Genomic DNA, 24,454 nt, shown 5'->3' with positions numbered 1-24,454 from the left:
CATTGATGGCATCTTAGGTTCTGGTGGGGCGGGCCGCCCCGGTCAAAGCGGCGCTGGTCGAGAGCCCATCATCCGCGTCTCCAGATTGCCGCCGGGCCGACGATGCAGGTCGATGACGTGACCCATCGTCGGCGTGAACTCTATCAGACTGGCCACCGTCTCGTAGGATGTGTTCGGCCCGAAATAGCGCTTCGCGCCGTGCCACTTCCGCCCCTCGATCAGGCGGACCCGGTACGTACCCGCAGGCACCGGCAGGGACACCCGGTCATTGGCGGCAACATAGATCGACAGTGCATGGGCGTTCGTATCCGGGTCCACCAATTGCACCACCGTGTTGGAATCGGCTGCCTCGATCGTGAGATTGCTGCGTTTGATCAGACCGATAACATTGGCCCCAACCGTAACCGACCCGCTCTCCGGAAACGGCTGCGCCGGCTCGAGATCAGGAATCCAGCCATGACGCTGCGCGTCCCCATAGAATGGGATCAGGATCAGCAGCAGGCTCAGCACCGGCAGGGCGAAACGGACAGCGATCGCCGCCGCAGACGGTTGTCGGCGATATCGCTGGTGGCGCGGATCAAGCCAGGCCGCCTCGATCCGCCCCCTACCCTCGTTCCATCTCGTCCGGTTGGCGCGCTGTCTGTGGCGCGCTCGCATATAGTCGCGATCATCGATGCCCATTGGACAGCCGCCTCCTGCCGAATGTCCGGGCCGCCGACGTCCGGATCAAAACCAACCGCCCTTGCGGCCTTCGCCCGCGTCACGAAGGTTTCGGCCGTCGATGGCGGAGCGGCGGATCTCCAGCTCGACCTCATCACCCTTGCGCCGGGTGCGGAAGTCCGCATTGCTGAGGCCGTTGCGCCGGGCATAGTCCTCGGCGGCCTTCTCGCTGCCGAACTTGCCGCCTTCGTCAAAATCCCATGCCATCGTCACTCTCCTTGCTTTCAGCCGGCACCGCGCCGACCGTTCGTCATCAAAGATCAAGGCCCAGGCTGCGCTCGGGCAGCGGCGGCAGCAGGTCTGCCTTTTCGGGCTTGAGATCCGGGGGCGCCTTGAGGCCGTCGCCCTTGATCGGTGCTGCGGGCTCAAGCGGCCCGTCCGGAATGGGGGGAAGATCGGCGAGGATGTCCGGCTGATCCGCGAGGTTGATCCCGTCGATCGGGCCGGGATCGAACTTCACCGGCTTGGCGCCGCCCTTCTTGCCGTCGATATCGAGGCGGCCGACCGTCTCTAGGGCCGAGGTCTTGTTGCCGGCATTGTGGTCGAGCTGGCGTTCGAGCTTTTCCTTATCGTCCACGATCATGGTGAGTTCGTCGCGCACCCGCGTCACGCCCACATTGAACAGGCGCTGGTTCGACAGGTTGCGCTCATGGCTGTCCATGACCGTGATCGCCTTGTCGGTGGTGATGCCCTGCGCCATGTGCATGTTGAGCGCGTAGGCGAGGTCCAAACGCGAGAGCATCGGATCGCCCGGCGCCAATGTCAGGGTCTGATTGCCCGCCGTCTCGACGGTGATGCCCGAGGCATCGGCCGAGATGATCCGGGCGAGCGCCGCGTTGTGCAGGTCGCGCGGCTTGTCGTTCGCGGTCCAGCGGATGCGATCCCCCTCGCGGACATGCAGATCCTTCTTCTCGGTGAGTTCGAGCCGGTCCCGCTTTTCGGTGGGCGAGAGGCGCTGCGGGTCGAAGCGAATCTTGCGGCGCCCATCGACCAGTTCGACCTTGCCCGAGGGCAGCACCCTGGAGACGTCATAGCGTCCCTGCGCGAGCCCGACGTCCTGCGCGCCGCCGCGGCCGACATCGAGGGTGAGGCCGGGCCGATAGCTGGCGGCGTAGCGAAGCTCCTCGCGGGTCAGGTTCACGCGGTCATAGACGATGAGATGGATGCCCTCGCCCCGCACGGTGCCCTCGGCGGCAAGGCCGTCCTGGATGCGCTGGTTGATGATGGCGCGGGACTCCCGGCCAGACGCAAACACCTGGGTCGCGGCACGGTCGTCCGCCCCCAGCGCGAGCCACCTGTCGGCGGCCTCTTCGGGCGGGTTCGCGCTTTCGTGGACGTTATCGCCCAGCACCTTCATCGCCTCGCCCGCCTTACCGACATTGGCGAGCGCGGCGACGGTGCGCAGCGTGTCGGTCCGCTGACGGATATTCTCGTCCATTCGGGCCATCGTGCCGCCGGCGGCCTGGATCATCGCGAAGGACTTGCCGGCGTCGATCGAGGAGAGCTGCTGGCGATCGCCAACCAGCACGAGCTTGTCGATGCCGAGCGCCTCGACGATGCTGTGAAGCTTCAGCATGTCGGCGCTGGAGACCATCGAGGTCTCGTCCACGACCAGCATCGCGCCGCCGAGCCGCTCGCGCGCCTCCTCGTAGCGCGGCGTATCGCGCTCGGTCAGGTAGCGCTCGTTGGCGAGCACGAACGAGGCGATCGTCTGGCTCTTGATCCCGGCCCCTTCGGCGAGGTCGGCGACCATCTTGTTCTGGAAGGCCAGGCCCAGCACATCCTTGCCTTCGCCTTCCGCGATCCGGGCAACCGCCTGCAGCATGGTCGACTTCCCGGCGCCGGCGACGCCCTGGACAGTCACGGTCCGATCTTCGGAGGAGAGGATCAGGGTCGCGGCTGCGAGCTGCCCCGCATTGAGCGGGCGATCGGCGACCTCCTGCAGGCGGGCGGGCCCATCCTGCGCGGGGAGTATCGGCACCGCCTTGCCCACGCCCGCATCGACCGCCTTGAGAACGGCTTCCTCGGTGCGCAGCGCCTCCTGGGTGGTCACCATCCGGACGCCCTTGTCGCCGGCGCGGGCGACACCGGGGATTAGCTGGCGGTTGTCGTAGAGCTGCTCGATCCGGTGCTCGACCGTCTCGATGTTGACGCCCTTCAGGCCGAGGTCCAGCGCGGTCTTGGAGAGCTTGTTGACGTCGAACGCCGCCTCGCGTTCGGCGAGGATGCGGACGGCCGAGGCTACCGCCAATTGCGTCCGGGCGACGGCCGGCGATTTGGTGGCGCGGGCAAGGCCGCTGTCGATCAGCGGATCGGGCGAGCGAAGGAAGCCGCCGATGAGATCGCGCGCGCCGGCGATCGCGTCGGTGACCGCCCGGAAGCCCCGCTCCAGCTTGTTGTCGGCGGCGCCCTGCCCTGCCCGGGCCAGCGCCGAGGCGAGCAGTCCTTTGCCGTCGAACCCGAGCTCCGCCGCCTTGTCGATCCATCCTTTGAGGAGCCCGTCGCGGTCCTCGACATTGAGCTTGGGATCGCGGGTGGTGGTGGTCACGCCGTCGCGCCCCTTGGCCGAGACGATGCCGAGCTCGGCCGCCTTCTCGAGGATCGCCTCGCGCCGTTGGCTGAAGGCATCGATGATCGCCTTGGGCACGCCCATGATCTCGAACGTGCCGTGCTTGCCCTTGAGCTCGACCTGGTAGCCGAGCTTCTCCAGCCCGGCGCGCAGGTAGGCGTGGTAGATCGCCCCGACGACCGCGTTATTCGACCAGATCTTGTCGGCGTGCAGCGCCTGCCATTTGCCGTCGGGCATCTGGGTCAGATTGGCGATGACGGAGTGGACATGGGCCTGCGGATCGAGCGCGCGACTGGTGTCGTGCTGGAACAGCGCATAGACGAGCTTGCCGGTCGGCACCGGCACCTTGCGACCCTCGACGTCCTTGCGCCCTTCGGCGAGATTCTTCTCGACCCAGGCCATGGTTTTCTGGACCGCGACCATGTTGGCGGCGAGCACCCGCTTGTCGCCGGCGACATAGGCCATGACCGACACGGACTTGGGCGCGGAGAAGGTGAGGTCGACACCGTTGCGCCGGTTTTCGACCTGGGCGACGCCCTCTCCGCTCGGCAGGACGCCGCTCAGAATCTGCTCGAAGCTTTCGCGGCTGACTTCGCCTTCAAGCGCGAGGGCTTCGGCCCCTGCCCCGCCCCAGGCACTGACCTCGGAGGAGCCATCGGCCGTGTAGTAATTGTCCTTGAAGTCGTCCTTCGCGAAATAGTTCGCGGCGCCTGATGCGGAACGGACGGCGGCGACCGAGAGCATGGATCAGATCCCCATGTCGAGATCGTCCTGGTCACGGCCCGCGGCGAAGCCCTGACGCAGTTCGATGAGGGTCTGATCCTCGACTTGCGGCGCCTGCGGTGACGGTCCGCGCCGGTCGTCGGCGGGCCGCTGGCCGGTCTCCTGCTGGGCGTCCCTGCCGCGCGCGCCGTCCTCCTTGCCGCCGCCCGCTCCCTTCGCCTGCGGGGGCACCGGCCGGTCATCGCTACGCGGGGCGGTACGATGGGTTTCGGCGGCCTGGTCCTCGCTCGGCGACTGCAGGATCCGCGCCGCCATTCCCTTCGCAAGATTGGTTGGCTCGACCACCTCATCCACGATCTGGACGGCGCCGTCCCTGCCGCCGGCCTCACCGCCCTCCTCGTCGAAAATCTCCTCCCCGCGCTTGGACCGGACGGGCTGCATCACGGGACGCTTCAGGAAGCCCGGCGCCACGATGGGGTAGTTCTTCCATTCGAGAAGGATGCGCGCGGCCGGGAAACCGTCGGGGAATTTCACGAACCCGTGCATCGAGGGCAGGTTGGTGATGTCGTCGGGGATCACGAGGGACTCGACCTGCTTGCGCGGAGTCAGGGTCGAGGCGTCGCGATTGTTGTTGTAGCCGTAGCTATAGGCCTCATCCATCTGCCGCACTTCGCGGTTGCCGATGTACTGCGAGCACTCCTCGGCGGTCTTGAACTCGCTGGTCGCGAGGATGAGCTTGGAGCGGGCGAGCGAGGCGAGATTTCGCGCGCCTTCCTCGCCATAGACCTCGACCAGCTTCTGGAAGCTGTGGAGCCCCAGGATCATTGCGCCGCCGAAGTTCCGCGCGGTCTGCAGGCCCTTCTCGATCGCAGGCAGGCGGTGCAGCGCGCCGACCTCATCGAACATGAACCAGGTCCGCAAGCTGCGCGTGCGCGGCAGCGTCATGAGGCTGGTGATGGCGATGTTCATCCAGAGCGTCAGCAGCGGCCGGTTCATCTCCAGATCGTCGTAGTCGGAGGTGACGAACAGGATCGATCCGGGCGCGCGCTCGGTGGTCATCCAGTGCCGGATCGAGAACGGCTCTCCTTCGTCGGGCAGGAAACGCAGGACCTGCGCATTGGTGTTGAAGACGGCGCGGATCGATTCCGCCATGCGGGCCGCTTCCGGGGCGGTCAGCGGGTCGGCGATGGTGTTCGCGAGGAAGCGATGCACCCGCTTCAAATCGGCGGTCATCAGGTTCTCGGCGAGCGCCAGGTTGGTGGTCTGGCCGCGCTCCTGAAGCCGGACGCACATCTCGATGAACAGGGTGCGGGCCGCGAGCGCCCAGAAGGGCTCGGACGAGCCGCCATCGGAGGGAATGAGCGCCGCGGCGGCCGACGTGAAATGGCTGTAGGTCGAGCAGTCGTTGAAGATCGACCAGGCCGGGCAGCGCTGGTCCATCGGGTTCAGGATCGTGTCGCGCATGGGATCGTAGAAGGCTTCGACATAGGCGCCGGTGAGATCGAAGATCACGGCGCTGTCCTGGCGCTGGCGCATCTGGCTGACCAGACTCCTGAGCTCGGTGGTCTTGCCCGCGCCGGTGGTGCCGATCAGCATGGAATGGGACTGCTCGAGGCGGTGCGGATAGGGGATGCCGGCGAGCGTATAGGGATGGTGGATGCCGCCCGCCTTCCGTGTCGCGAACGGCAATTTGAGCACGGCGGCGGACGAGCGGCCGGGGAAGAACTCGCGCGCGTCCTCCGCGAATTTTTCCGCATTGTGCTGCGCGATTTCGGAGACCAGCACGGCGCGATCGACCAGCATGGCGCCGCGCTCATGGCGTTCCTGAAGGATCGAACGCCCACGCCTGCGCGAGATGTCGACGAACCAGATGGTGAGTGGCGCGACCACGAAAACCGAGACGAGGATCGAGCCGATCAGCGCCCGGATGGTGGTCTCCCAGGCCTGCTGCACGGCCGGGATATAGGGCACCACGGGCATGACCGTTTTGTAGATCTCGCCATTGGGCAGGGTGACGTTGACGCGCTTGTTGGGATTGAGGTCGACCCAGTTCCAGAGCGCCGAATAGATCTTCATGCAGACGAGCTGGAATCCGTGCTCGTCGAGGCGGATCGAGAGGATGACGAACCAGGCCGCGAGGAAGGCGAAGAACCAGACCATGATGGGCAGCCGCGCGCCCGAAAACCACATCAGCATCTCGTGGGTGAGAAGCTGTGAGCCGCGGGTGAAATTGCCCGAGTTTCGCTGCACGCGGCCGCGCGCAGAGTGGTGGGTCAGCGGGATGTTTTTCCCGTTCGAGCGGATGTCCTCACGCGCCATGATATTGCACCAGGCGCTTGTCGGTTTCGGCAACGAGGCGGTCGCGAAGCTCAGGATATTGCTCGCGCAGAATGACGTCGAGCACGAGCTGCTGGAACTCGCTGATCCGGGCCAGGCGGCGCTGGCTCGCGGTCAGCACGTCGGAGGATGAAAGGAAGACATTGAGGGCCGACCGGATGACGTCGGCGACGCTCAATTTCTGTTCGGCGGCGATCACGCTGAGGCGGTCCCATTGGGCGCGCTCCAGGCGGACGTTGTAATGCCGGTAACTGGTAGCCAAGACCAACCTCCTAGCAGGGAGGCTGGTGGGGACTGAAGAATGGCTCTATTTATAGCCGAGCGGCCCGGTTCCGGCAAGTTGATCGTCATGGACCAGCAGGCCGTAGTCTCACAGACTACGCGCGAATGGCTGATTTCCGCCGTTTTTGCCCGCCCACCAGCTCGTACTACAACGTAGTCTCCTTTCCTTCCGCGCTAACCCGTTGTGAAACAACGGAACTCATGCACCTTCAGGTGCGTACGGTGTGCTGTCAATAGACAGCCATTTTCGGGTTCTTCGCGCAAGCTTGCCCGGCACTCGTAATGGGGTCAAATATCGTTTCCGGCTAGGCACTTAAGCGCGATTGACACCGCGCATGAGAATGGTTTCGCCTCGTTCGGCGAACGGCTCTCGTTCTCGTTTTAGACCGAATTGGGGACCAAATAGCCATCGCGACACTACCAACCCCGAGTGTTTACACGTCGAGAAAACGTGCAAAGAAAATCGTGAAATCTTTACATGTCTTCCCGATGTGCTAAGGGTTGGCCGATTGCTTTGCATAAGGCCATGATCGTGCTTCGACCCAGCTACAACCTGCCTGATCTGCCGCCGCAAGGTGTGGTGGAGACGGCTGCGGTTTTGAAGGCACTGACCCGCGCGCATCGCTATCTGGCGGAACTGAAAGGGCGGGCAGCAACCATCCCCAATCAGGGTATCCTGATCGACACACTTTCGCTCCAGGAAGCGAAGGCCAGCTCCGAGATCGAGAACATTGTAACGACCCAGGATGAGTTGTTTCAGACGAGCGCATTTCCCGAGAACCCGGGATCGCCGGCAGCCAAGGAAGTTGCCCGCTACCGGGACGCGCTTCAGCATGGATTTAACGAGCAGCGCCGCCTTGGTGGGCTGCTGACCAACAACATGATCATCGCCATGTTTCGTATCCTCAAGGGAACCGATGGTGGCTTTCGCGAGACACCCGGCACCGCACTCAAGAATGAAAGCACGGGCGCACTGGTTTACGTGCCGCCACAGGATGCCAATGCGGTTCGCGACCTGATGACGGCATTGGAGCGCTTCATCCATGTTGAAGATGCAGAAAGCGACCTCGATCCGCTCACCCGCCTGGCCATCATCCACCACCAATTCGAGAGCATTCACCCCTTCCCCGATGGCAACGGAAGGCTGGGCCGGATCATCAATGTCCTGTTTCTTACCCGGTGCGGTCTGCTGGACATTCCGATCCTCTATCTCAGCCGGTTCATCACCCAAAACAAGGCTGACTACTACAAGCTGCTACAGGCGGTGCGCGACACCGGCGAATGGGAGCCTTGGCTGCTCTACATATTACGCGGCGTGGAGGAGACTGCGATCGAAACTCTCCGCGTGGTCGAAGGCGTTCGCACGCTCATGGCCGATACCAAAAGGCGGCTGCGCGAGGAGCATCCCAAACTCTATTCCCAGGACCTCCTGAACAACCTTTTCCGGCATCCATATACCCGCATCGAGTTTGTCCAGCAGGAGCTGAATGTGTCGCGTCCCACCGCGACCAAGTACCTTGACGAATTAGCGGAAAGTGGGCTCCTTCTCAAACATCGCGCCGGGCGGAATAACTATTACATCAACCAGCCTCTGATCGGGCTATTCGTGGAGCGCGAAGCCCCGAAATGATAACGGATTATCATTCGAAGTATCTGGCGACAGAGCTGGTACGGCGACGCTCATCGGACAGCAGTGAGAAGCTTGCTGTAGCCGTGGCCGGTGCCCAGGTAGATATGAATCCGCACCAAGTGGACGCTGCGCTTTTTGCGTTTGCATCGCCCCTCTCCAAGGGGGCGTTGCTTGCTGATGAAGTCGGATTGGGCAAGACCATCGAGGCTGGCTTGGTTATCTCCCAGCGGTGGGCGGAAGGTAAGCGGCGCATCCTTATCATCGCCCCTTCAAATCTGCGAAAGCAGTGGCATCAGGAACTCAACGAGAAGTTTTTCATCCCCTGCACGATCATTGAATCCAAGCCCTACAACGCGGAGGTTAAGGCAGGTAATTTTCGGCCTTTCGACCGCACTGATAGCGTGGTCATTTGTTCTTACCAGTTCGCCCGAAACAAGGCGGCCGATGTGCATGGAACGCCGTGGGATTTGGTCATCATCGATGAGGCGCATCGCCTGCGCAATGTCTACAAGCCCTCCAACGTCATAGCCAACACATTGAAAGGGGCGTTGGCCGAACGGCACAAGCTGCTGCTGACTGCCACGCCGCTACAAAACTCGCTGCTTGAGCTGTTCGGTCTGGTCAGCTTCATCGACGAACACACGTTCGGCGATTTGAAGAGCTTTCGGGAACAATTCGCCAATCTTTCGCAGGAACGCACCTTTGACATTCTGCGTGAACGGCTGAAGCCGATTTGCCATCGGACCCTTCGCCGGCAGGTGACAGCTTATGTTCCTTATACCAGGCGCCACGCAATCCTAGAGGAGTTTAGTCCAGACGAGGCTGAAGACCGGCTCTACAATCTCGTGACGGAGTATTTGCAGCGCGATAACCTTCAGGCGCTGCCACCCGGTCAGAGATCGCTGATGACGCTTGTGCTGCGCAAGCTCCTCGCTTCGTCCACCTTCGCTATCGCGGGCGCGTTGGAGTCGATTTCGAAACGGCTCCAGCAGCGGCTCGATAAGGGGCGTCCATCGCAGTCACTCGTGGATGAACTCGACGACGACTACGAAACCCTTGATGAAACAGCCGAAGAATGGGTTGATGATGACGCTGAGCCGCTGACTCAGGCGGATCAGCGCGCGCTCGAAATCGAGATCGCGGAGCTGCGCGATTTTGCCTTACTCGCAGCTTCCATCGAGCAAAACGCAAAGGGAAAGGCGCTCTTGAAGGCGCTTCAGGTTGGCTTCGCCAAGGCGCGCGAATTGGGCGCTGACGAAAAGGCGATCATCTTCACCGAATCGCGCCGCACCCAAGCCTATTTGCTGCGGGTGCTGGCCGACAGCCCGTTTGCCGAACGCATAGTCCTGTTCAACGGCACCAACACGGATGACGAATCCAAGGCGATCTACCGCGAATGGCTGTCTCGCCACGAAGGTTCGGATCGCATCACGGGGTCGAGAACCGCCGATATGCGCTCCGCTCTGGTCGATTATTTCCGCGAGCAGGGCAGGATCATGATCGCCACAGAGGCCGGTGCGGAAGGAATCAATCTCCAGTTCTGTTCGATGGTCGTGAATTACGATCTGCCCTGGAACCCGCAGCGTATCGAGCAGCGCATCGGTCGTTGCCATCGCTACGGCCAGAAACACGATGTTGTCGTCGTCAATTTCCTCAACCGTAAGAATGAAGCCGACCAGCGCGTTTATGAATTGCTGTCCGAGAAATTCGAACTGTTCGAGGGCGTTTTCGGCGCGAGCGATGAAGTGCTGGGGGCCATTGAATCGGGTGTCGATTTCGAGAAGCGGATTGCCGGTATCTATCAGCAGTGCCGCCAGACCGACGAGATCAAGTCTGCTTTCGACGAACTCCAGCTCGAACTCACCCTTGAGATCAACGAGGCGATGACCCACGCGCGGCGAAAGCTGCTCGAAAATTTCGATGACGAGGTGCGCGAGAAGCTCAAAATGCGCAATGCCGACACGAATTTGCACCTCAGTCAGTTCGAACGGCAATTGATGAAATTGGCGGCGCATGAGCTGGATGGTGATGCGGACTTCATTGACTCATCGTCGTTCCGGCTCAATGCCGTTCCGCATTGGCTTTCGGGCGAGAGAGTTCCCACCGGCCTGTATGAATTGCCGCGCCGCACGGGTGACGCGCATCTTTTCCGCATCAATCATCCGTTAGGGCAAGCTATCGTTGCCCGCGCGCGATCGCGCGACCTGCCTATTGCCGAGATCGTCTTCGATTATTCAGGGCATGAAGGTCGAATTTCCCAGATCGAACTTTTGAAAGGTAATTCGGGCTGGCTCGCCGCGTCGATGCTGTCTGTCGAGGCGCTGGGGCAGAGCGAGGATCACCTGCTGCTCGCCGGAACGACCGATGATGGCGCAATACTCAACGCCGAGGCGGCTTCGCGGATGATGACCATCGCTGGCGTCGTCACCGGATCGGCCACCCAGTCAGACTCGGTTGCAGCCGCGCTTGGGCAATCGCTGGCCGAACAGCAGGCGCATATCCGCAGCGACATATCGGAACGCAATGCGCGCTTCTTCGAGATTGAAGCCAATAAACTTGATGGCTGGGCGGACGATTTGAAAGTCGGACTGGAGCGCGAGCTGAAGGAACTTGATCGCCAGATCAAGGAAGCTCGCCGCGCAGCCACCTTGGCGCAGACGCTGGAAGACAAGCTGGCGGGGCAGAAAGCGGTCAAGGCTCTGGAAACCGAACGGTCGAACAAGCGCCGTTCGCTTTTCGATGCGCAGGACAAGATCGACGAGCAGCGCTCGGTGTTGATTGCCCAGATCGAGGGTAAGCTTGAACAGAGCGCGGAGACCAAGCCGCTGTTTACAATTCGGTGGAGTGTGAAATGAGCGACGATGCAGCACCATCGGCAAAGTTGGCGGAACTGGCCGTGGATCAATTGATCCAGTCCGGTCTTATCCGCGCGGAAAAGAGGGATGCCGTAATTTCCAAGATCGCTGCCGGGCATATGAAGGGCGAGGACTGGCGGTTGGAAATTGATTTGAGCGTAGAGAAGGCAGGTGAGGCATGACGTCAGCCCCCTTGAAAGCCCTTACACTAACGGCGTTTCGCGGTTCTTCTGAAACCTTCAGACTGGATTTCGAGCCGAAGAAGAAGCTGACCATTGTCTTTGGTGAGAATGGCACCGGCAAAACGACCATCTGCGATGCGTTCGAGCTTCTCGCGAAGGGGGAAGCCGGGTCGCTGAAAGACAAGGGAATCGATGCTACCAGGCATAAATACCTGAATAGTGCCAAGAAGAAGCCTGCGGACTTGTCCGTTTCGCTGGAAACCGCGCAGGGCGCGGCCTGCACGGGCAAGCTAAGCGGCAGGAATGTCGTCGTGACGCCGGAGTCAGGGCGGCCACGGCTGGCAATCATGCGTCGCAAGCAGATGCTCGAATTTGTCGAGGCAACGCCCGCCGACCGCTACAAGGCGATTGCCGGATTCATCGACATTTCGACGTTCGAGCAGTCGGAAGGGAACCTCAAGAAGCTCGTCGCTGACCTCGGAACTGAAAAGTCGCAGGCCGACGCTATGGTCTTGCAAGCCTATACGGCACTTGCCGATGTCTATGCTGCGGCGGGGAACGCGCCGGGCCAAAATCCAGCCGACTGGGCCGCAGAGTTGTTGGCCCAGCCAGAGGGGAATGAGGCGCAGGAACAAGCAGCCATTGATATGCTTGTTGTCCAGTATCAGGCGCTTGCAGCTTACCCCGGCCAGCTTCAAGCGCGTGAATCTGCTGTTGCCACGGCGCAATCGGATTTCGACGCAGCGCAGGCGGAAATGGCTGCATCGGCCAGCGCCGCCACCGCAAGCGCCAACGAACTCGTCGCAGTGCTGGAGGCGGGGCAACATTTTCTCGAAGCACATCCCGATACCGATGTTTGCCCGCTGTGCGAAAGCGCCGAGCGGGCCGCTGGTTTGGCAAACACGATCAAGGATCGTCTCAGCCAGTTTGAAGCGGTCCGGGAGGCGAAAGGCAAACTCGACAAGTGCCGCGCTGCACTTGATCGGGCCAAAGCCGACTTGGCGCTTCTGCAATCCGGCTATACTGAAAACCTGACTGGCTATCAGTCGGCCAAGTCCGGTTTCGCTTGGGATCAGAAATACACCTTCCCAGAATCCCTGCCGCCACAGACCATCGCGGATTTGCAGGCGTGGCTGGACGCCAACAATGACTTGCATGGCAAGTGGAAGGATATCGAGGCATCGCTGCGGCAGGGCAAAGAGCGTCGGGAGAATGCTGCGCGCGCCTTGCAACGCTACAATGATAACACCGCAAAAGTAACAGAACTTGGCGACCTTATCCCGAAATTGGAGCAAGCCTATGCACTGGTAAAAAGCCAGCGGCAGGCTTTCACCGACAGTATCATAGCCGAAATCGCGACAAAGGTTGGCGCGCTCTATGACCTTGTTCACCCCGGCGAGGGCAAGGACAAGATCGTGCTCGGGCTTGACCATGCGAAACGCGCTTCGATTGATTTGAATGCAGAGTTTTCAGGGCAGGATGCGCCGCCTCAGGCCTATTTCAGCCAGTCACACCTCGATACGCTGGGGCTGTGCATCTTCCTCGCGCTCGCGCTTCGGGAAAAGCCGGATGAAACCGTCTTGATCCTGGATGACGTGCTGGGCAGCGTCGATGAACCGCATGTCGATCGGGTGATCGAGATGATCTGCGGTACGACGAAGGAGTTTCGTCATACGCTTATCACGACGCACTACGGGCCTTGGCGGCACAAATATCGCTGGGGAATGATTAAGGGGGGCCATCCCTGCCAGTTCGTGCATCTGCTTGGCGCCGGACTTGATGGCGTGATCCAGGCCACGGGATCGATCCCCGAAACCGAACGTCTGCGGGACATGACGCTCCAGCAGCCGCTCGATCTGCAAGCTATCGTCGGGAAAGCGGGCGTTGTGCTGGAGGCGCTCCTGAACTTTGTTGCCGAGCGATACGGGTGCAGGCTGCCGTTCAAGCCGAACGGCAAGCATACGCTCGGGGACTTGCTGCCCAACGTCAAAGGCAAATTGCGGGAGCAACTGCATATCGAAATTGTCGAGAGTGACGGGACCACGGCGACGGTCAAGGACAAGATTCAGTTCAAGCCCATCCTCGACGAAATTTCCGGTATCGTCACCGTGCGCAACGAAGTCGGCGCACATTTCAATACCGATGGCTTTGACGTTCCCGATGCCAAGGCGTTGGCCTTTGCCAATCACGTCTTAGCCTTGGCCGACGCCATGATCTGCCCCAATCACGGCTGGCCGACGAGCGACAAGTCCGGCGACCACTGGGCGAACAGCGGCGGAACCCGCCGGATGCGCCCCCTGAAAGAACCCAAATAGGCCTCCCATGACCAAGAAACAGAAACTCGAACTGACATGGGTGGGCAAGGAAAACCGGCCCCGGCTGGAGCCTCGAATTCTGATCGAAGACCCGGCGAAGTCCTATCATGCCGCCGCGCGGGTTTCAGACGCAGATATTTTCGACAATGTGCTGATCCACGGTGACAATCTGCTCGCGCTCAAGGCGCTGGAGGCGGATTACGCGGGCAAGGTGAAATGCGTCTTCATCGACCCGCCCTACAACACGGGCAGCGCCTTTACCCATTACGACGACGGGCTGGAGCATAGCATTTGGCTGGGCCTGATCCGTGACCGGCTGGAGATTATCCGCAAACTCATGTCGGATGATGGCACCCTTTGGATCACCATCGACGACCATGAGGCGCATTACCTGAAAGTGCTTTGCGACGAGATTTTTGGGCGATTGAACTTCATCGCAAACGTCATTTGGGAAAAATCCGACAGCCCAAAAATGGATTCGCGTTTTTTCTCGTCCAGACACGATCATGTTTTGGTCTATGCCAAAGCGATCGAAAGAGCTCGCATTTCTCGGATGCAGGCGGATGATGTTCCAGCGCATTTTAACAAAACTGACCATAATGGCCGACGCTTTTATACGAAGCCACTGCGGGCGATGGGCAGCGGTGATGATACACGCGAAGCGAGACCAACCTTATACTTCCCACTTACTGCCCCTGACGGCACTGAAGTTTATCCAATGAGGCCAGACGGCGTAGAGGGCCGTTGGCGATGGTCGCAGAACAAGATTGCCGCAGAAGCAGATCGGATTGAATGGGTGGACGGTCGCGCCGGATGGTCGGCATATTACCGGATTTATGCGGATGGATCGACCGGGCGACCGCCGGAGACGATTTGGCCTCATAGCGAGGTTGGGAGTAATCGAACTTCAAAGATTGAAATTCAGGCGCTTTTCGATGGCGGAGATCAGTTCACGACGCCCAAACCCGAACGATTGATACAGCGCATATTGCAGATCAGCACAGAAGATCAGGACATCGTTCTCGACTCATTTGCTGGTTCCGGCACCACGGGCGCAGTCGCTCAAAAGATGCGTCGCCGTTGGATCATGGTTGAGCTGGGCGACCATTGCACCACGCATATCGTGCCGCGACTGCGAAAGGTCATCGACGCCAGCGACCAAGGCGGCGTCAGTATCGCTGCGGAATGGAAAGGTGGCGGCGGTTTTCGCTATTACGAGCTGGCACCCTCGCTGCTCGAAACCGACAAATGGGGGCGAGAGATCATCAGCCGAAAGTATGACGCTGCCATGCTAGCGCAGGCGTTGTGCAAGCTGGAAGGCTTCACCTACGCGCCGAGCGATAGCATCTATTGGCAGCAGGGCCATTCATCCGAAAATGACTTCCTCTATGTCACCACGCAGACGCTGGGGCCGGAGGAACTGGCGGCGCTGTCGGAAGATGTCGGCGAAGGCCGTTCGCTGCTGATCCTGTGTGCCGCGTTTCGGGGCAATGTCGATCTTTGGCCTAACCTGACCTTGCGCAAAATCCCCAACCACATCCGCAGCAAGTGCGAATGGGGCCATGACGATTATTCGCTCAACGTCGCCAATCTGCCGATGGCCGAGCCCGCACCTGCGCCTCCGACGCCCGAGCAAGCGGGCCTGTTCGATGGGGAGGACGGCAAATGAGCAATCCTGCATCGTCCAATCAGCGTCACGTCAACGCAATATCCGGTCGCTTGAGCCTGCGCCCGCCGCAGCGTCGCAGTCTCGAAATCCTCAACCGCGTGACCGAGATAGTGCCACCGCATCATTCGATTGACCTGGCTGCCGCGAAGGAAATAATCGCCAGTGAGTTTCCCAGCGTCGCCGATTTCGAGCGGGATTTCCCCTCGCTGTGCTTTGCGCTGGCCACCGGCGTTGGCAAGACACGGCTGATGGGCGCGTTCATCGCCTATTTGAAGATCGCGCACGGCATCAACAACTTCTTCGTGCTGGCGCCTAATCTCACCATTTACAACAAACTGATCGCCGACTTCACGCCAAACACCGGCAAATATGTGTTTAAGGGCATCGCCGAGTTCGCCATCGCACCGCCAGTATTGACCACCGGCGAAACCTACGAGCGGCAGATTGCCTCGGGCGGCAATCTCTTCCCGACGACGATCAACATCTTCAACATCGCCAAGATTTCGTCGGAAGTGCGCGGCGGACGAAGCCCGCGCATCCGTTCTTTTCGCGAGGAGATCGGCGAGAGCTACTTCGATTATCTCGCGGCACTCCCCGACCTGGTACTGTTGATGGATGAATCGCACCGCTACCGCGCCACGGCGGGGATGCGCGCGATCAACGAGTTGAAGCCGGTGCTTGGCCTGGAGCTGACCGCAACCCCCTTCGTTGAAAGCACGCGCGGACCCGTCGCGTTCAAAAATGTGATCCTCGACTATCCGCTGGCCCGCGCGATGGAGGACGGCTTCGTCAAGGAGCCAGCCGTCGTCACCCGCAAGGACTTCAACCCGGCGGGCAAATCGCCCGAAGCGATCCAGACGATGAAGCTGGAGGACGGCGTTCGCCTGCACGAGGCCGTTAAGGTCGATCTGGAAACCTATGCCCGCGAAAATGGCGAGCGGATCGTCAAGCCTTTCGTGCTGGTGATCGCGCGCGACACGACCCATGCGGCGGAATTGATGAAGCTGATCCAGTCGGCTGCCTTCTTCGAGGGGCGCTATGCCGACAAGGTGATCCAGGTCGACTCCAGTGTGAAGGAAGAGGAGACGGTCGAGAAACTGTTGACGGTCGAACATAATGACAATCCGGTCGAGATCGTCATCCACGTCAACATGCTCAAGGAAGGCTGGGACGTCACCAACCTTTATACGATCATCCCGCTTCGCGCAGCCAATGCCCGGACGCTGATCGAGCAGAGCATCGGGCGCGGGCTGCGCCTGCCATACGGCAAGCGCACCGGCGTTGCCGCCGTCGATCGCCTGAACATCGTCGCGCACGATCGCTTTCAGGAAATCGTCGATGAGGCGAACAATCCCAATTCGCCGATCCGGCTGAAACAGCTTGTGCTGGATGAGGCCGACCTGACGCGCAAGACCGTGACCGTCGTCGCCTCACCGACGATTTTGGGCAGCCTTGGGCTGCAACCCGCGCCAAGCGCGGACGCCGCCGCGGCCTCCGGCCCCGTGCCGCCCCCCGCCTTCACCGATCCAAACGACGTTCGCGTGGCGCAGCTCGCCTATGATGCCTTCCGCAAGCTGGCGCGCGAGCCGGACAAGGTGCCGAGCGTATCCTATCTCTCGCGCGTCGATGTTCTGGAACAGGTCGTGCGCGAAGTGCGCAGCCAGTATCAGGCGCCGCAACTCGAACTCGACGGCATTGCCGAACCTGCACCTGATTTTGAAGCGGTCGCTGCTGCCACGGCGAAATTGATGGAAGCGCGCACGATCGACATTCCGCGCATCACGGTGATGCCTGCGGGCGAGGTGAAGGCTGGGTTCAAGCCGTTCACGCTCGACCTTACGGGCATGCGTTATACCGCGCCAAGCGATGAGCTGTGGGCCAAGCATCTGCGGACGGATCGGGTCGATATTATCGGCCTCTCGCAAGGTAATCTGATTGAAGAGCGGCTGGAGGATTATGTCGTCAGCGGGCTGATCGACTTTTCAGACGTGGCCTACGACGAACATGCCGACCTGCTCTACGAACTGGCCGGCCAGGTCGTTCGCCACCTGCTTTCCTACCTCTCCGAACAGGACGCAGGGCAGGTCTTGTCACTGCACCAACGCGAGATCGCGCGCGCGGTCCACGCGCAAATGCAGGATCATTTCTGGAAAGATGAGTCGGTCGAATATCATCACGAGGTCCGCGAAGGTTTCACCGAACTCAAGGAAACCGCCTTCACTACGTCACGCGAAGCCCCGCTCGATTACCGAGTCCCGCCTGCCGACAAGAGCAATATGGCGCGGTATTTGTTCAGCGGTTTTGCAAAGTGCCTATCGACGGTGGTGAAATTTCATTCGGATTCCGAACGCAAGTTGGCCGTCATCCTCGAACGCGAGGCGCTGAAATGGCTGCGGCCCGCCAAGGGACAGTTCCAGATGTATTACCGCAGCGGCCATGACCATCTCGAATATCAGCCCGATTTTGTCGCTGAAACCGGTGATCGTATTCTGATGCTTGAACCCAAGATGGCGACACAGATGCAGGACAAGGATGTGCTGGCAAAGCGCGATGTCGCAATCCAGTGGTGTGCCTGGGCGAGCGAACATGCGCGGTCCTACGGCGGAAAGCCCTGGCAATACGTGCTTATTCCGCATGATGCGATTGCCGAGAATATCACACTCGACTTTCTCCTGAAGCAGTATGGGTAGCACCCCGAAAATGCCGGCGGCTCGTACAGTACCGCGAGTTGGTCAGGGGCAGCATATTGACTACGCGCTGCACACTCTCGGGTGGAAGTCCTTCCAAGACCTTTGCGTAGCCATTGCGCAGGAATGCCTCAAGCGGCCCGTCGAGACATTTCTTCCGTCGCGCGATGGTGGACGCGATGGCGCATTTGTCGGGGCGTGGTCGGCGAATGGAAAAGGCAGGACGAAACCCGGAAAATCGACGATCCAATGCAAATTTACCAGCAAGGCTAATGCGAGCTTGGCGGTAAAAGACATTTCAGGCGAGCTCACAAAAGCCAAACGGCTTGTGCAGCTGGGATTGGCGGAGAGTTATGTCCTGCTGACCAACTTCGGTGTTTCCGGCGCACGGGCGGCTGAAATTGCCGCTGAGTTTCACGCCGTCGGCGTGAAGCAGTGTGAGGTGCTGGGGAAGGATTGGATTACTCAGCAGATTCGGGAGTCTTCTCGCCTACGTGTCATGGTGCCCAAGGTTTACGGGTTAGGGGACTTGTCTCAGATTCTCGACGAACGGGCTTACGCGCAGTCCCGCGCCGTGCTCAGTCTGCTCGGCGATGACCTGAGCTGCTTTGTGGTCACGGATGCTCACCGTGAGAGTGTTGAGGCGCTGCTGTCGCACAATTTCGTCCTGCTGCTTGGCGACCCGGCATCCGGCAAATCCACAATTGCCGCGAGTTTAGCGCTCGGGGCGTTGGATCACTGGAAGGCACCGACCATCCGGGTCTCGAGTCCAGATGACATCGTGCGTCATTGGAATCCCGACGTCCCGGAGCAGTTCTTCTGGATTGATGACGCATTTGGGGCGACGCAATACCAACGCCACACAGCAGATGCGTGGAATCGCCAGATGCCGTTGATGAGTGCAGCTTTGCGAAAAGGCGCGCGATTTCTGCTGACCTCACGCACCTACATCTGGCGATCCGCGCATCGCGATTTGAAGACAGGGGCGTTTCCACTGTTCGACAAATCACAGGTCGTCATCAACGTGCAGGGCTTGTCGCAGTCCGAAAAGGCACAGATTTTATACAATCACATCAAACGGGGCGACCAGAGCCGCGCCTTCAAAAGGCAGATAAAGCCGCATCTGGCGACACTCGCGAAAGATGAATCATTTCTCCCAGAAACGGCGAGGCGGCTTGGATGGTCGTTCTTCACTGAGCATGTTGTGCCTGACCGGGAAGGCTTGCTGGATTTCGCTCGCCGTCCGGTGGAGTTTCTCAAAGACGTACTTCGCAATCTGGACCGCAGCGAGTCAGCGGCAATCGCGCTGATTTTCATGCATGGCGGCAAATTGGCGTCGCCCATCGAGGCCGATGACCGGATTGCGCTCGTTACCGAGCTTCTTGGCGTTTCAGCCGCCGACATTCGCCTCGCGTTGGATGCTCTTCGCGGAAGCTTGGTGTTGTTGGTCGATGAGATTGATGGGCCGCAATGGAGCTTCAAGCATCCGACTATCGGCGATGCCTATGCCACACTCGTCGCGGAATCGCCGGAACTGACTGAAATCTATCTACGTGGCGCGAAGTTTGAACGGCTGCTGGAGGAGGTTGTCTGCGGCAACATAGACATTGAGGGCGCAGCCGTTCGCGTTGGCCCGGCGCTCTACCACAAGCTTCTGAACCGCTTGCTGGTTGTGCCGCTTGACTTCCGTACCCGTTATTTTCTTGGAGAGCGATGCGATGATGCGTTTCTGCGCCTCGTCGTCGAGCGCGTACCGGGGATTCTTGATCTTCGACCGCGCCCCTACATGGCCTATTCGTCCGAGAATCGTGTGCTGGCGCGGCTGCACAAGGCGCAGTTGCTACCTGAAGAGAAGCGGCACGCCCTGGCGGACTACATCACCGATACAACCGTAGAGGTGCAAGATGGAGCGGTTTTCCGTGACATGTCGTTGCGCTCGATTTTGACCGACGACGAAATGTCGTCTTTGATTGAGCGGGTGAAATCCGAGGTTCTGGGGGACATCGGAACGCATGTTTCTGACTGGAAATCCAACTGCACCGACGATGACCCGGACAGCCATTTCGAGGAACTGACCAGCTTTTTGAACAATGTCGAAACCCACCTGTCAGCGGGAGACGAGCATCGGGAGAAAATCGAACAAGGGCGGCGTGCTATCAGCGAAGCCATTGACGACCTCAACGAGTCGCGCGGCCCGGATACCGATCACCGTGTTGAAACGCCGGTAGGGCGGGTTGCCGAAGATAAGTCTGGCATAGAAGCTATCTTCGCGGACGTTGATCGATAGCCTGCTCATACATCCTCGGGCGGGGCACGACTTCTGAGAAATTATGCCAGCATCCGTTCTATAGCCGCGCCGATTTGTTCAGCAGCGTCGAGCACATGCTCATCATCAAGATGGGCGTAGCGCGCTGTGGATTGGGGGTTGGTATGACCAAGCAGACGGCCGATCATCGGCAGCGTTTCCTTGTTCATCGCAGCATGGCTGGCGAAGGTGTGCCGCAGGTCGTGAAGGCGAACACGGTGAAGACCTGCCTCCGCCCGGATTTCATGCCAGTAGTGCGTGATATTCCGCAGCGGTTTCCGGTATCGCCAATTCCAGAACAGCCAAACGATCTTCTTGTGCCTGGGAAGACTATCGATCAGTGCCCTGGCCTCATCCCCCATCCAGACGGTGCGCGGGCCGGTCTTGCTGTCGCGTAGCTTAAGCCGGTTTCCGCGCACATCCTGCCATTGCAGGCCGGTGATCTCGCCCGCCCTGCATCCGGTGAGAAGGAGCAGCGCGACGGCCGTAGCGGCGATCGATCTGACCGGGTCTTCGCCCGCCCGCATCCGCGCCAAAACCTCGCCCAACCGCTCCAATTCCGCGCGGCTCAGAAAGCGCTCACACCGACGCTTACGGTTGAGGCGCACGGCGCGACACGGATTGGTATTTTCAAGGCGATAGCCCCAGCTCTCCGCCTTGTTGAGCATGTTGTTGAGGATCGACATGACCCGGTTGGCACCACCTGGACCGATCCGATTGTTGAGATCGGCAAACCATTTGGTGACATCCGCCTCATTGAGCGCGTCTATGAAGATGCCGGGAAAGGCATCGTCCAGGTAGAGCCGGCGATATTTTTCATGGGTGTCGTAGGTCGAAGCTTTCCAGTGGGGCGACCAGCGCTGCCAGTATTCCTCAAGGAAATCATCGAAGCGCGGCGCTGACCGGATGCGCTTGCGCTCCGTCGCCGGGTCGAGACCGACCTGGGCATAGGCAATCACACGCCGCGCGACGATCGTGGCCTGATGGCGCGTGATGACGGATGCGGGGCCAATGGTTACGGTGCGGAGGCGACCGGCCATCCGGGTTTGAACGATGTAGACGTTACGGCCGGTGGCATAGTGGCGAATGCCGAAGCCATGCTCGATCCCAAGCCAGGTCGTCGTGCGCGGCTTACCCTTGGGCAACCGCATCCAGGCGACGTTGGCTCCGACCTCGGCGAGCGCTTCGGAGACGATCTGTTTGAGCGCCAGCGCGGTCATGAGCGCAACCCGATCGCCTGGGCAAGATCGCCGGAGATACGGACGGCCGCATCGGCGATTACCTCGTCGGAGAGATGCGCATACTTAGCCGTGGTCTCCGGCAGGAGATGCCCCAGCAGCTTGCCGATGGTCGCGAGTGGCACGTTGTCCATGATCGCGGTGGAAGCGAAGCTGTGCCGAAGATCATGGATGCGGACATCGGGCAAGGCACAGGTGCGGCGGAAGCTCGGCCACCATGCATCGAGACTGAGCGGCGTCCTGCCGCTCTTGCTGGGGAACACATAGGGGCAGTCATCGCGCCTGGGCTGCGCTTCGATGATCGCCAGCGCCTGACTGTTCAGCCAGATGGTCTTCGGGCCTGTCTTGCTGTCGGGGAGCGCGAGATGCGGGGGGCGCACCCACTCCCACTGTAAGTCACGAATTTCGCTCACCCGCGCTCCGGTATAAAGCAGCAGACGGATGATCGAGACTTCGGCCGGCGAGTTCGTTTCCGCTTCCCGCAGTGCAACGCCCATGCGGCGATATTCCAGCGGCGAGAGATAGCGCTCGCACGCCTGCCGTTTGTAGCGAGGCATTCCCCGGCAGGGGTTGGAGCCTTTCCGGCGCAGGTGCAGCGCCTCGGCGTACTTGAAGAGCGCGGCGAGTACGGGGATGGCCCGGTTGTATCGGGCTTCACGTTCGCCTGCGCAGTCGTCGCGCCAGCGCGTCACATCAGCCGGGGTAACATCGGCGAGACGGATGCCGCCGAAAACCGGCGCAAGATCACGCCTCCATGCATCGCGGTTGCGCTTGGCCGTCGATGGCTTCCAATACCGGGCGATGTCGGACCAGTAGGTATCAACATAGTCGGTGAACATCGGCGTGGCCTTGACGACCGCGCGCTTGGGCAGGCCGTCTAGCGCGACTTCGGCCAACAGCCGCCGGGCCTGGGTTCGTGCAAGCTCTGCCTCCACCTCATCAGTGCGGCCCAGCGAAATGCGCCGATGCTTGTTCCGGTGGCGAACGCGGACGAACCAGTAGTAGCGGCCGGTAGGTCTGACGCGCAGTCCGAAGCCGGGCAAGGCGCTGTCCCAGATGCAGTATTCGGAGGCGTGCAGCGGCAGCTTCCGCCGCGCGAAATTACCGTCGAGAAATGCCCGGCGACCGGGTTTTTGCCGGCTGGGGACCATAAGGCCATCTTCTATAGCCGACCTGCTCTCGAAAGTCGCGGAAATCAGCGCATTTTGAGGGACCAGATAGCCATCAGGGCGACCCGAACTGCCAAGGCTCCTTTCACGGACGCCTATTGATTTTGCTAGATTTTTTCCCATGCATGCACCTTAAGGTGCGTAGGGTGTGCTAATCCCAAGAGCCCGATCCCCTGTCCCTGGGCCTGTTACGATGTCGTCGGAGAGGAGCCGGTTGCCGGGACCGGCGAGGTACGCGCCGCCGTGAGGCGGAACGCGCGAGGCCGGTGTCACCGATCCGATCAGGGCGCGAAAAGCCCCGATGCGCAGCATCAACGTCGGCCAAAGGGCCGCGTTGGAAAGGCGAGGATCGTGACCCGAAGGGCGGAGACAAGGCGCATGCCTTGGCTCCGTGAGGTTGGGCTCTCGTTGCCTGAAGGGCATCGGGAGCCCTAGCGAATAGAGCCGTCGTCGGGCGCAGGCCCGATGCGCCCAGCCCCATGAATCTTCTTCTTCCTGCCCTCACCAACCAGCGCTATGTTCAGCCAGTTCATAGCCCGATTAGCCTTCACAAGAGGCACCTATGGCAAAGACACTGGAACAGGAGAGACAGGCTCTCGAAGAGGATCAGCGCCGGCTGGAAGAGCGGCGCAGGAAGCTCGAAGAGAAAGAGCGCGAGCAGGCGATCGCGACGATCGAGAAATCCGGACTGCTGAAGCTTGAACCTAAGCGGCTCGCCGATCTGACGGCCCGCATCAAGACACTGGGTTTCGAGGAAGTCGAAAAGCGGCTCAAGGCCTGAATCATCCCCCGCCGCGGCAACGCCGCGGCACGGTCATGGGGGGCTCGATGCCCCCCGTGACCGTTCCTCTCCCAGCAAAAAAAGGGGAGAGGCCGCAGCCCCTCCCCTATCGTTCAGAATTCGTCGATGATGCCGCCCGGCGCGGTGTAGACGATCCGGTCGATCATCGCCTGTCCGAGCGCGCCGTAGTCGCCCTCGTCAATGGCGAGGAACCCCAGCTCATCGTCCTCGACCACATGCTGGTCGAAGTAGCTGTGCATCGCGCGGCGCTCGGCATTGGCGACGGCGGCGAAGTAGGCGGCGTGCTGATCGGCGGCGGCGATGTTCGTGATCGTCTGCATGTTCGTCTCCTGTCGTCTTGAATGACAGGGGAATGGCGTCGGGCGGGCGGGACCGTGTCAGGCCTCGCCGGCTTGCCGGCGACCGCAAAGCGGCGGTGGGGGTCACGATTTTCTTCGGCGGCCACCGTCGTTCGAGATTGATGCGCAGCGCCCGATCCGCCGAAGAAAATGGTGGGGCCCCGCCGGGCTTGAGACGGTCTCGTCCGCCCGACAGAATGGGAAGACTGTGAGAGATTTTTCCTCTCGGGGAAGCGCCTCCGGCAAGGCGTAGCGGCGCGCGGACCGACGGGTCCGTGCGGCACGCGAGCGAGCCGGTGTCGTCACGATGAAACGCCGCCCCATCATGGCTTTTGCGAATTATGAGAACGGCGTGCACGGACCCTTCACCGATCTCGGCCAGCGGGCGGAGCGGATGGACAATCCACTGATCCGGGAGGGTGCTGGACAGGGCCGAAACGACTTCGCCTTGGTGTCACAGGAGGTCTGTGTTAGGCGCCGGATTGCGCTGCGAAGGCTGCGGCGCCGGGACTGGTAATCCCGTCGAGAAAGGCAGCTCGGTGTGATCTCACGCCGGGGTGCCTGCGCACATGTCCAGGTGCCTTGGCACTAAAATCTCTAGCTGCTGCCCCCACGGTGGAGGATATCCGGGGC

Annotated in this window: 16 protein-coding genes; 8 read left to right on the top strand and 8 right to left on the bottom strand. The window is 60.8% G+C overall.

The annotated features are described in order from the left end of the window. Positions 1-42 precede the first annotated feature (42 nt). From ABLE43_RS14835 to ABLE43_RS14815, 5 genes are read right to left on the bottom strand one after another with little or no spacing between them, the layout of a single operon-like run. Entirely contained in the window at positions 43-681 is a 639-nt protein-coding gene (locus ABLE43_RS14835) for a hypothetical protein (protein WP_070936293.1), read from the bottom strand. 45 nt (positions 682-726) lie between these two features. Next, entirely contained in the window at positions 727-927 is a 201-nt protein-coding gene (locus ABLE43_RS14830; RefSeq protein WP_066703418.1) for a hypothetical protein, read from the bottom strand. Between the two features lie 46 nt (positions 928-973). After that, positions 974-4,033: a MobF family relaxase gene (mobF, locus tag ABLE43_RS14825; protein ID WP_348979188.1), complete on the bottom strand. Its 3,060-nt coding sequence runs from the start codon at positions 4,031-4,033 to the stop codon at positions 974-976. Positions 4,034-4,036: 3 nt separating this feature from the next. Continuing rightward, positions 4,037-6,331 (bottom strand): type IV secretion system DNA-binding domain-containing protein, encoded by a 2,295-nt coding sequence (locus tag ABLE43_RS14820; protein WP_348979187.1) that lies wholly within the window; start codon positions 6,329-6,331, stop codon positions 4,037-4,039. Continuing rightward, complete coding sequence (locus ABLE43_RS14815) at positions 6,321-6,611, bottom strand: hypothetical protein (protein ID WP_030090597.1); 291 nt, start codon at positions 6,609-6,611, stop codon at positions 6,321-6,323. Before ABLE43_RS14815 ends, ABLE43_RS14820 begins: the two co-directional genes overlap by 11 nt. A 546-nt stretch (positions 6,612-7,157) precedes the next feature. Here ABLE43_RS14815 and ABLE43_RS14810 point away from each other — a divergent pair. Genes ABLE43_RS14810 through ABLE43_RS14780 form a run of 7 tightly spaced genes read left to right on the top strand, consistent with a single transcriptional unit; the run spans position 7,158 to position 20,256 of the window. Further along, positions 7,158-8,261: a Fic family protein gene (locus ABLE43_RS14810; protein WP_348979186.1), complete on the top strand. Its 1,104-nt coding sequence runs from the start codon at positions 7,158-7,160 to the stop codon at positions 8,259-8,261. After that, positions 8,258-11,116 (top strand): SNF2-related protein, encoded by a 2,859-nt coding sequence (locus ABLE43_RS14805; RefSeq protein WP_348979185.1) that lies wholly within the window; start codon positions 8,258-8,260, stop codon positions 11,114-11,116. The genes ABLE43_RS14810 and ABLE43_RS14805 overlap by 4 nt, the downstream gene beginning before the upstream one ends. Next, complete coding sequence (locus ABLE43_RS14800; protein ID WP_348979184.1) at positions 11,113-11,298, top strand: hypothetical protein; 186 nt, start codon at positions 11,113-11,115, stop codon at positions 11,296-11,298. The genes ABLE43_RS14805 and ABLE43_RS14800 overlap by 4 nt, the downstream gene beginning before the upstream one ends. Then, positions 11,295-13,613 carry an AAA family ATPase gene (locus ABLE43_RS14795; RefSeq protein ID WP_348979183.1) on the top strand — a complete coding sequence of 773 codons (2,319 nt, stop codon included), beginning with the start codon at positions 11,295-11,297 and terminating at the stop codon, positions 13,611-13,613. The genes ABLE43_RS14800 and ABLE43_RS14795 overlap by 4 nt, the downstream gene beginning before the upstream one ends. Before the next feature lie 7 nt (positions 13,614-13,620). Further along, the gene (locus tag ABLE43_RS14790; RefSeq protein WP_348979182.1) at positions 13,621-15,282 is read left to right on the top strand and encodes a site-specific DNA-methyltransferase; all 1,662 of its coding nucleotides are present in this window, start codon (positions 13,621-13,623) and stop codon (positions 15,280-15,282) included. Then, the gene (locus ABLE43_RS14785; RefSeq protein WP_348979181.1) at positions 15,279-17,972 is read left to right on the top strand and encodes a DEAD/DEAH box helicase; all 2,694 of its coding nucleotides are present in this window, start codon (positions 15,279-15,281) and stop codon (positions 17,970-17,972) included. Before ABLE43_RS14790 ends, ABLE43_RS14785 begins: the two co-directional genes overlap by 4 nt. Continuing rightward, positions 17,965-20,256: an nSTAND3 domain-containing NTPase gene (locus tag ABLE43_RS14780; RefSeq protein ID WP_348979180.1), complete on the top strand. Its 2,292-nt coding sequence runs from the start codon at positions 17,965-17,967 to the stop codon at positions 20,254-20,256. The genes ABLE43_RS14785 and ABLE43_RS14780 overlap by 8 nt, the downstream gene beginning before the upstream one ends. A 41-nt stretch (positions 20,257-20,297) precedes the next feature. On the opposite strand, the gene ABLE43_RS14775 is transcribed toward ABLE43_RS14780, so the two are convergent. Both ABLE43_RS14775 and ABLE43_RS14770 read right to left on the bottom strand, forming a co-directional pair. After that, positions 20,298-21,494: a tyrosine-type recombinase/integrase gene (locus tag ABLE43_RS14775; protein WP_348979179.1), complete on the bottom strand. Its 1,197-nt coding sequence runs from the start codon at positions 21,492-21,494 to the stop codon at positions 20,298-20,300. Then, on the bottom strand, positions 21,491-22,663 hold the full coding sequence (locus tag ABLE43_RS14770; RefSeq protein WP_348979178.1) for a tyrosine-type recombinase/integrase: 1,173 nt from the start codon (positions 22,661-22,663) through the stop codon (positions 21,491-21,493). Before ABLE43_RS14770 ends, ABLE43_RS14775 begins: the two co-directional genes overlap by 4 nt. A gap of 580 nt (positions 22,664-23,243) precedes the next feature. Here ABLE43_RS14770 and ABLE43_RS14765 point away from each other — a divergent pair. After that, positions 23,244-23,462, top strand: coding sequence for a hypothetical protein (locus ABLE43_RS14765; RefSeq protein WP_030090596.1), 219 nt, complete (start codon positions 23,244-23,246; stop codon positions 23,460-23,462). A 113-nt stretch (positions 23,463-23,575) separates the two neighbouring features. On the opposite strand, the gene ABLE43_RS14760 is transcribed toward ABLE43_RS14765, so the two are convergent. Next, on the bottom strand, positions 23,576-23,803 hold the full coding sequence (locus ABLE43_RS14760) for a hypothetical protein (protein ID WP_062787863.1): 228 nt from the start codon (positions 23,801-23,803) through the stop codon (positions 23,576-23,578). Positions 23,804-24,454 lie beyond the last annotated feature (651 nt).

Source organism: Sphingomonas silueang (assembly GCF_040049155.1).
Lineage (GTDB): Bacteria > Pseudomonadota > Alphaproteobacteria > Sphingomonadales > Sphingomonadaceae > Sphingomonas > Sphingomonas silueang.
Note: the sequence above shows the minus strand (reverse complement) of the source record. Positions and strands in the feature narration are given on the sequence as shown.

Excerpts from the sequence above, each read along its gene's own strand:
- ABLE43_RS14835 (WP_070936293.1), bottom strand. The coding sequence starts at position 681 with ATGGGCATCGATGATCGCGACTATATGCGAGCGCGCCACAGACAGCGC.
- ABLE43_RS14830 (WP_066703418.1), bottom strand. The coding sequence starts at position 927 with ATGGCATGGGATTTTGACGAAGGCGGCAAGTTCGGCAGCGAGAAGGCC.
- mobF (WP_348979188.1), bottom strand. The coding sequence starts at position 4,033 with ATGCTCTCGGTCGCCGCCGTCCGTTCCGCATCAGGCGCCGCGAACTAT.
- ABLE43_RS14820 (WP_348979187.1), bottom strand. The coding sequence starts at position 6,331 with ATGGCGCGTGAGGACATCCGCTCGAACGGGAAAAACATCCCGCTGACC.
- ABLE43_RS14810 (WP_348979186.1), top strand. The coding sequence starts at position 7,158 with ATGATCGTGCTTCGACCCAGCTACAACCTGCCTGATCTGCCGCCGCAA.
- ABLE43_RS14805 (WP_348979185.1), top strand. The coding sequence starts at position 8,258 with ATGATAACGGATTATCATTCGAAGTATCTGGCGACAGAGCTGGTACGG.
- ABLE43_RS14800 (WP_348979184.1), top strand. The coding sequence starts at position 11,113 with ATGAGCGACGATGCAGCACCATCGGCAAAGTTGGCGGAACTGGCCGTG.
- ABLE43_RS14795 (WP_348979183.1), top strand. The coding sequence starts at position 11,295 with ATGACGTCAGCCCCCTTGAAAGCCCTTACACTAACGGCGTTTCGCGGT.
- ABLE43_RS14790 (WP_348979182.1), top strand. The coding sequence starts at position 13,621 with ATGACCAAGAAACAGAAACTCGAACTGACATGGGTGGGCAAGGAAAAC.
- ABLE43_RS14785 (WP_348979181.1), top strand. The coding sequence starts at position 15,279 with ATGAGCAATCCTGCATCGTCCAATCAGCGTCACGTCAACGCAATATCC.
- ABLE43_RS14780 (WP_348979180.1), top strand. The coding sequence starts at position 17,965 with ATGGGTAGCACCCCGAAAATGCCGGCGGCTCGTACAGTACCGCGAGTT.
- ABLE43_RS14775 (WP_348979179.1), bottom strand. The coding sequence starts at position 21,494 with ATGACCGCGCTGGCGCTCAAACAGATCGTCTCCGAAGCGCTCGCCGAG.
- ABLE43_RS14770 (WP_348979178.1), bottom strand. The coding sequence starts at position 22,663 with ATGGTCCCCAGCCGGCAAAAACCCGGTCGCCGGGCATTTCTCGACGGT.
- ABLE43_RS14765 (WP_030090596.1), top strand. The coding sequence starts at position 23,244 with ATGGCAAAGACACTGGAACAGGAGAGACAGGCTCTCGAAGAGGATCAG.
- ABLE43_RS14760 (WP_062787863.1), bottom strand. The coding sequence starts at position 23,803 with ATGCAGACGATCACGAACATCGCCGCCGCCGATCAGCACGCCGCCTAC.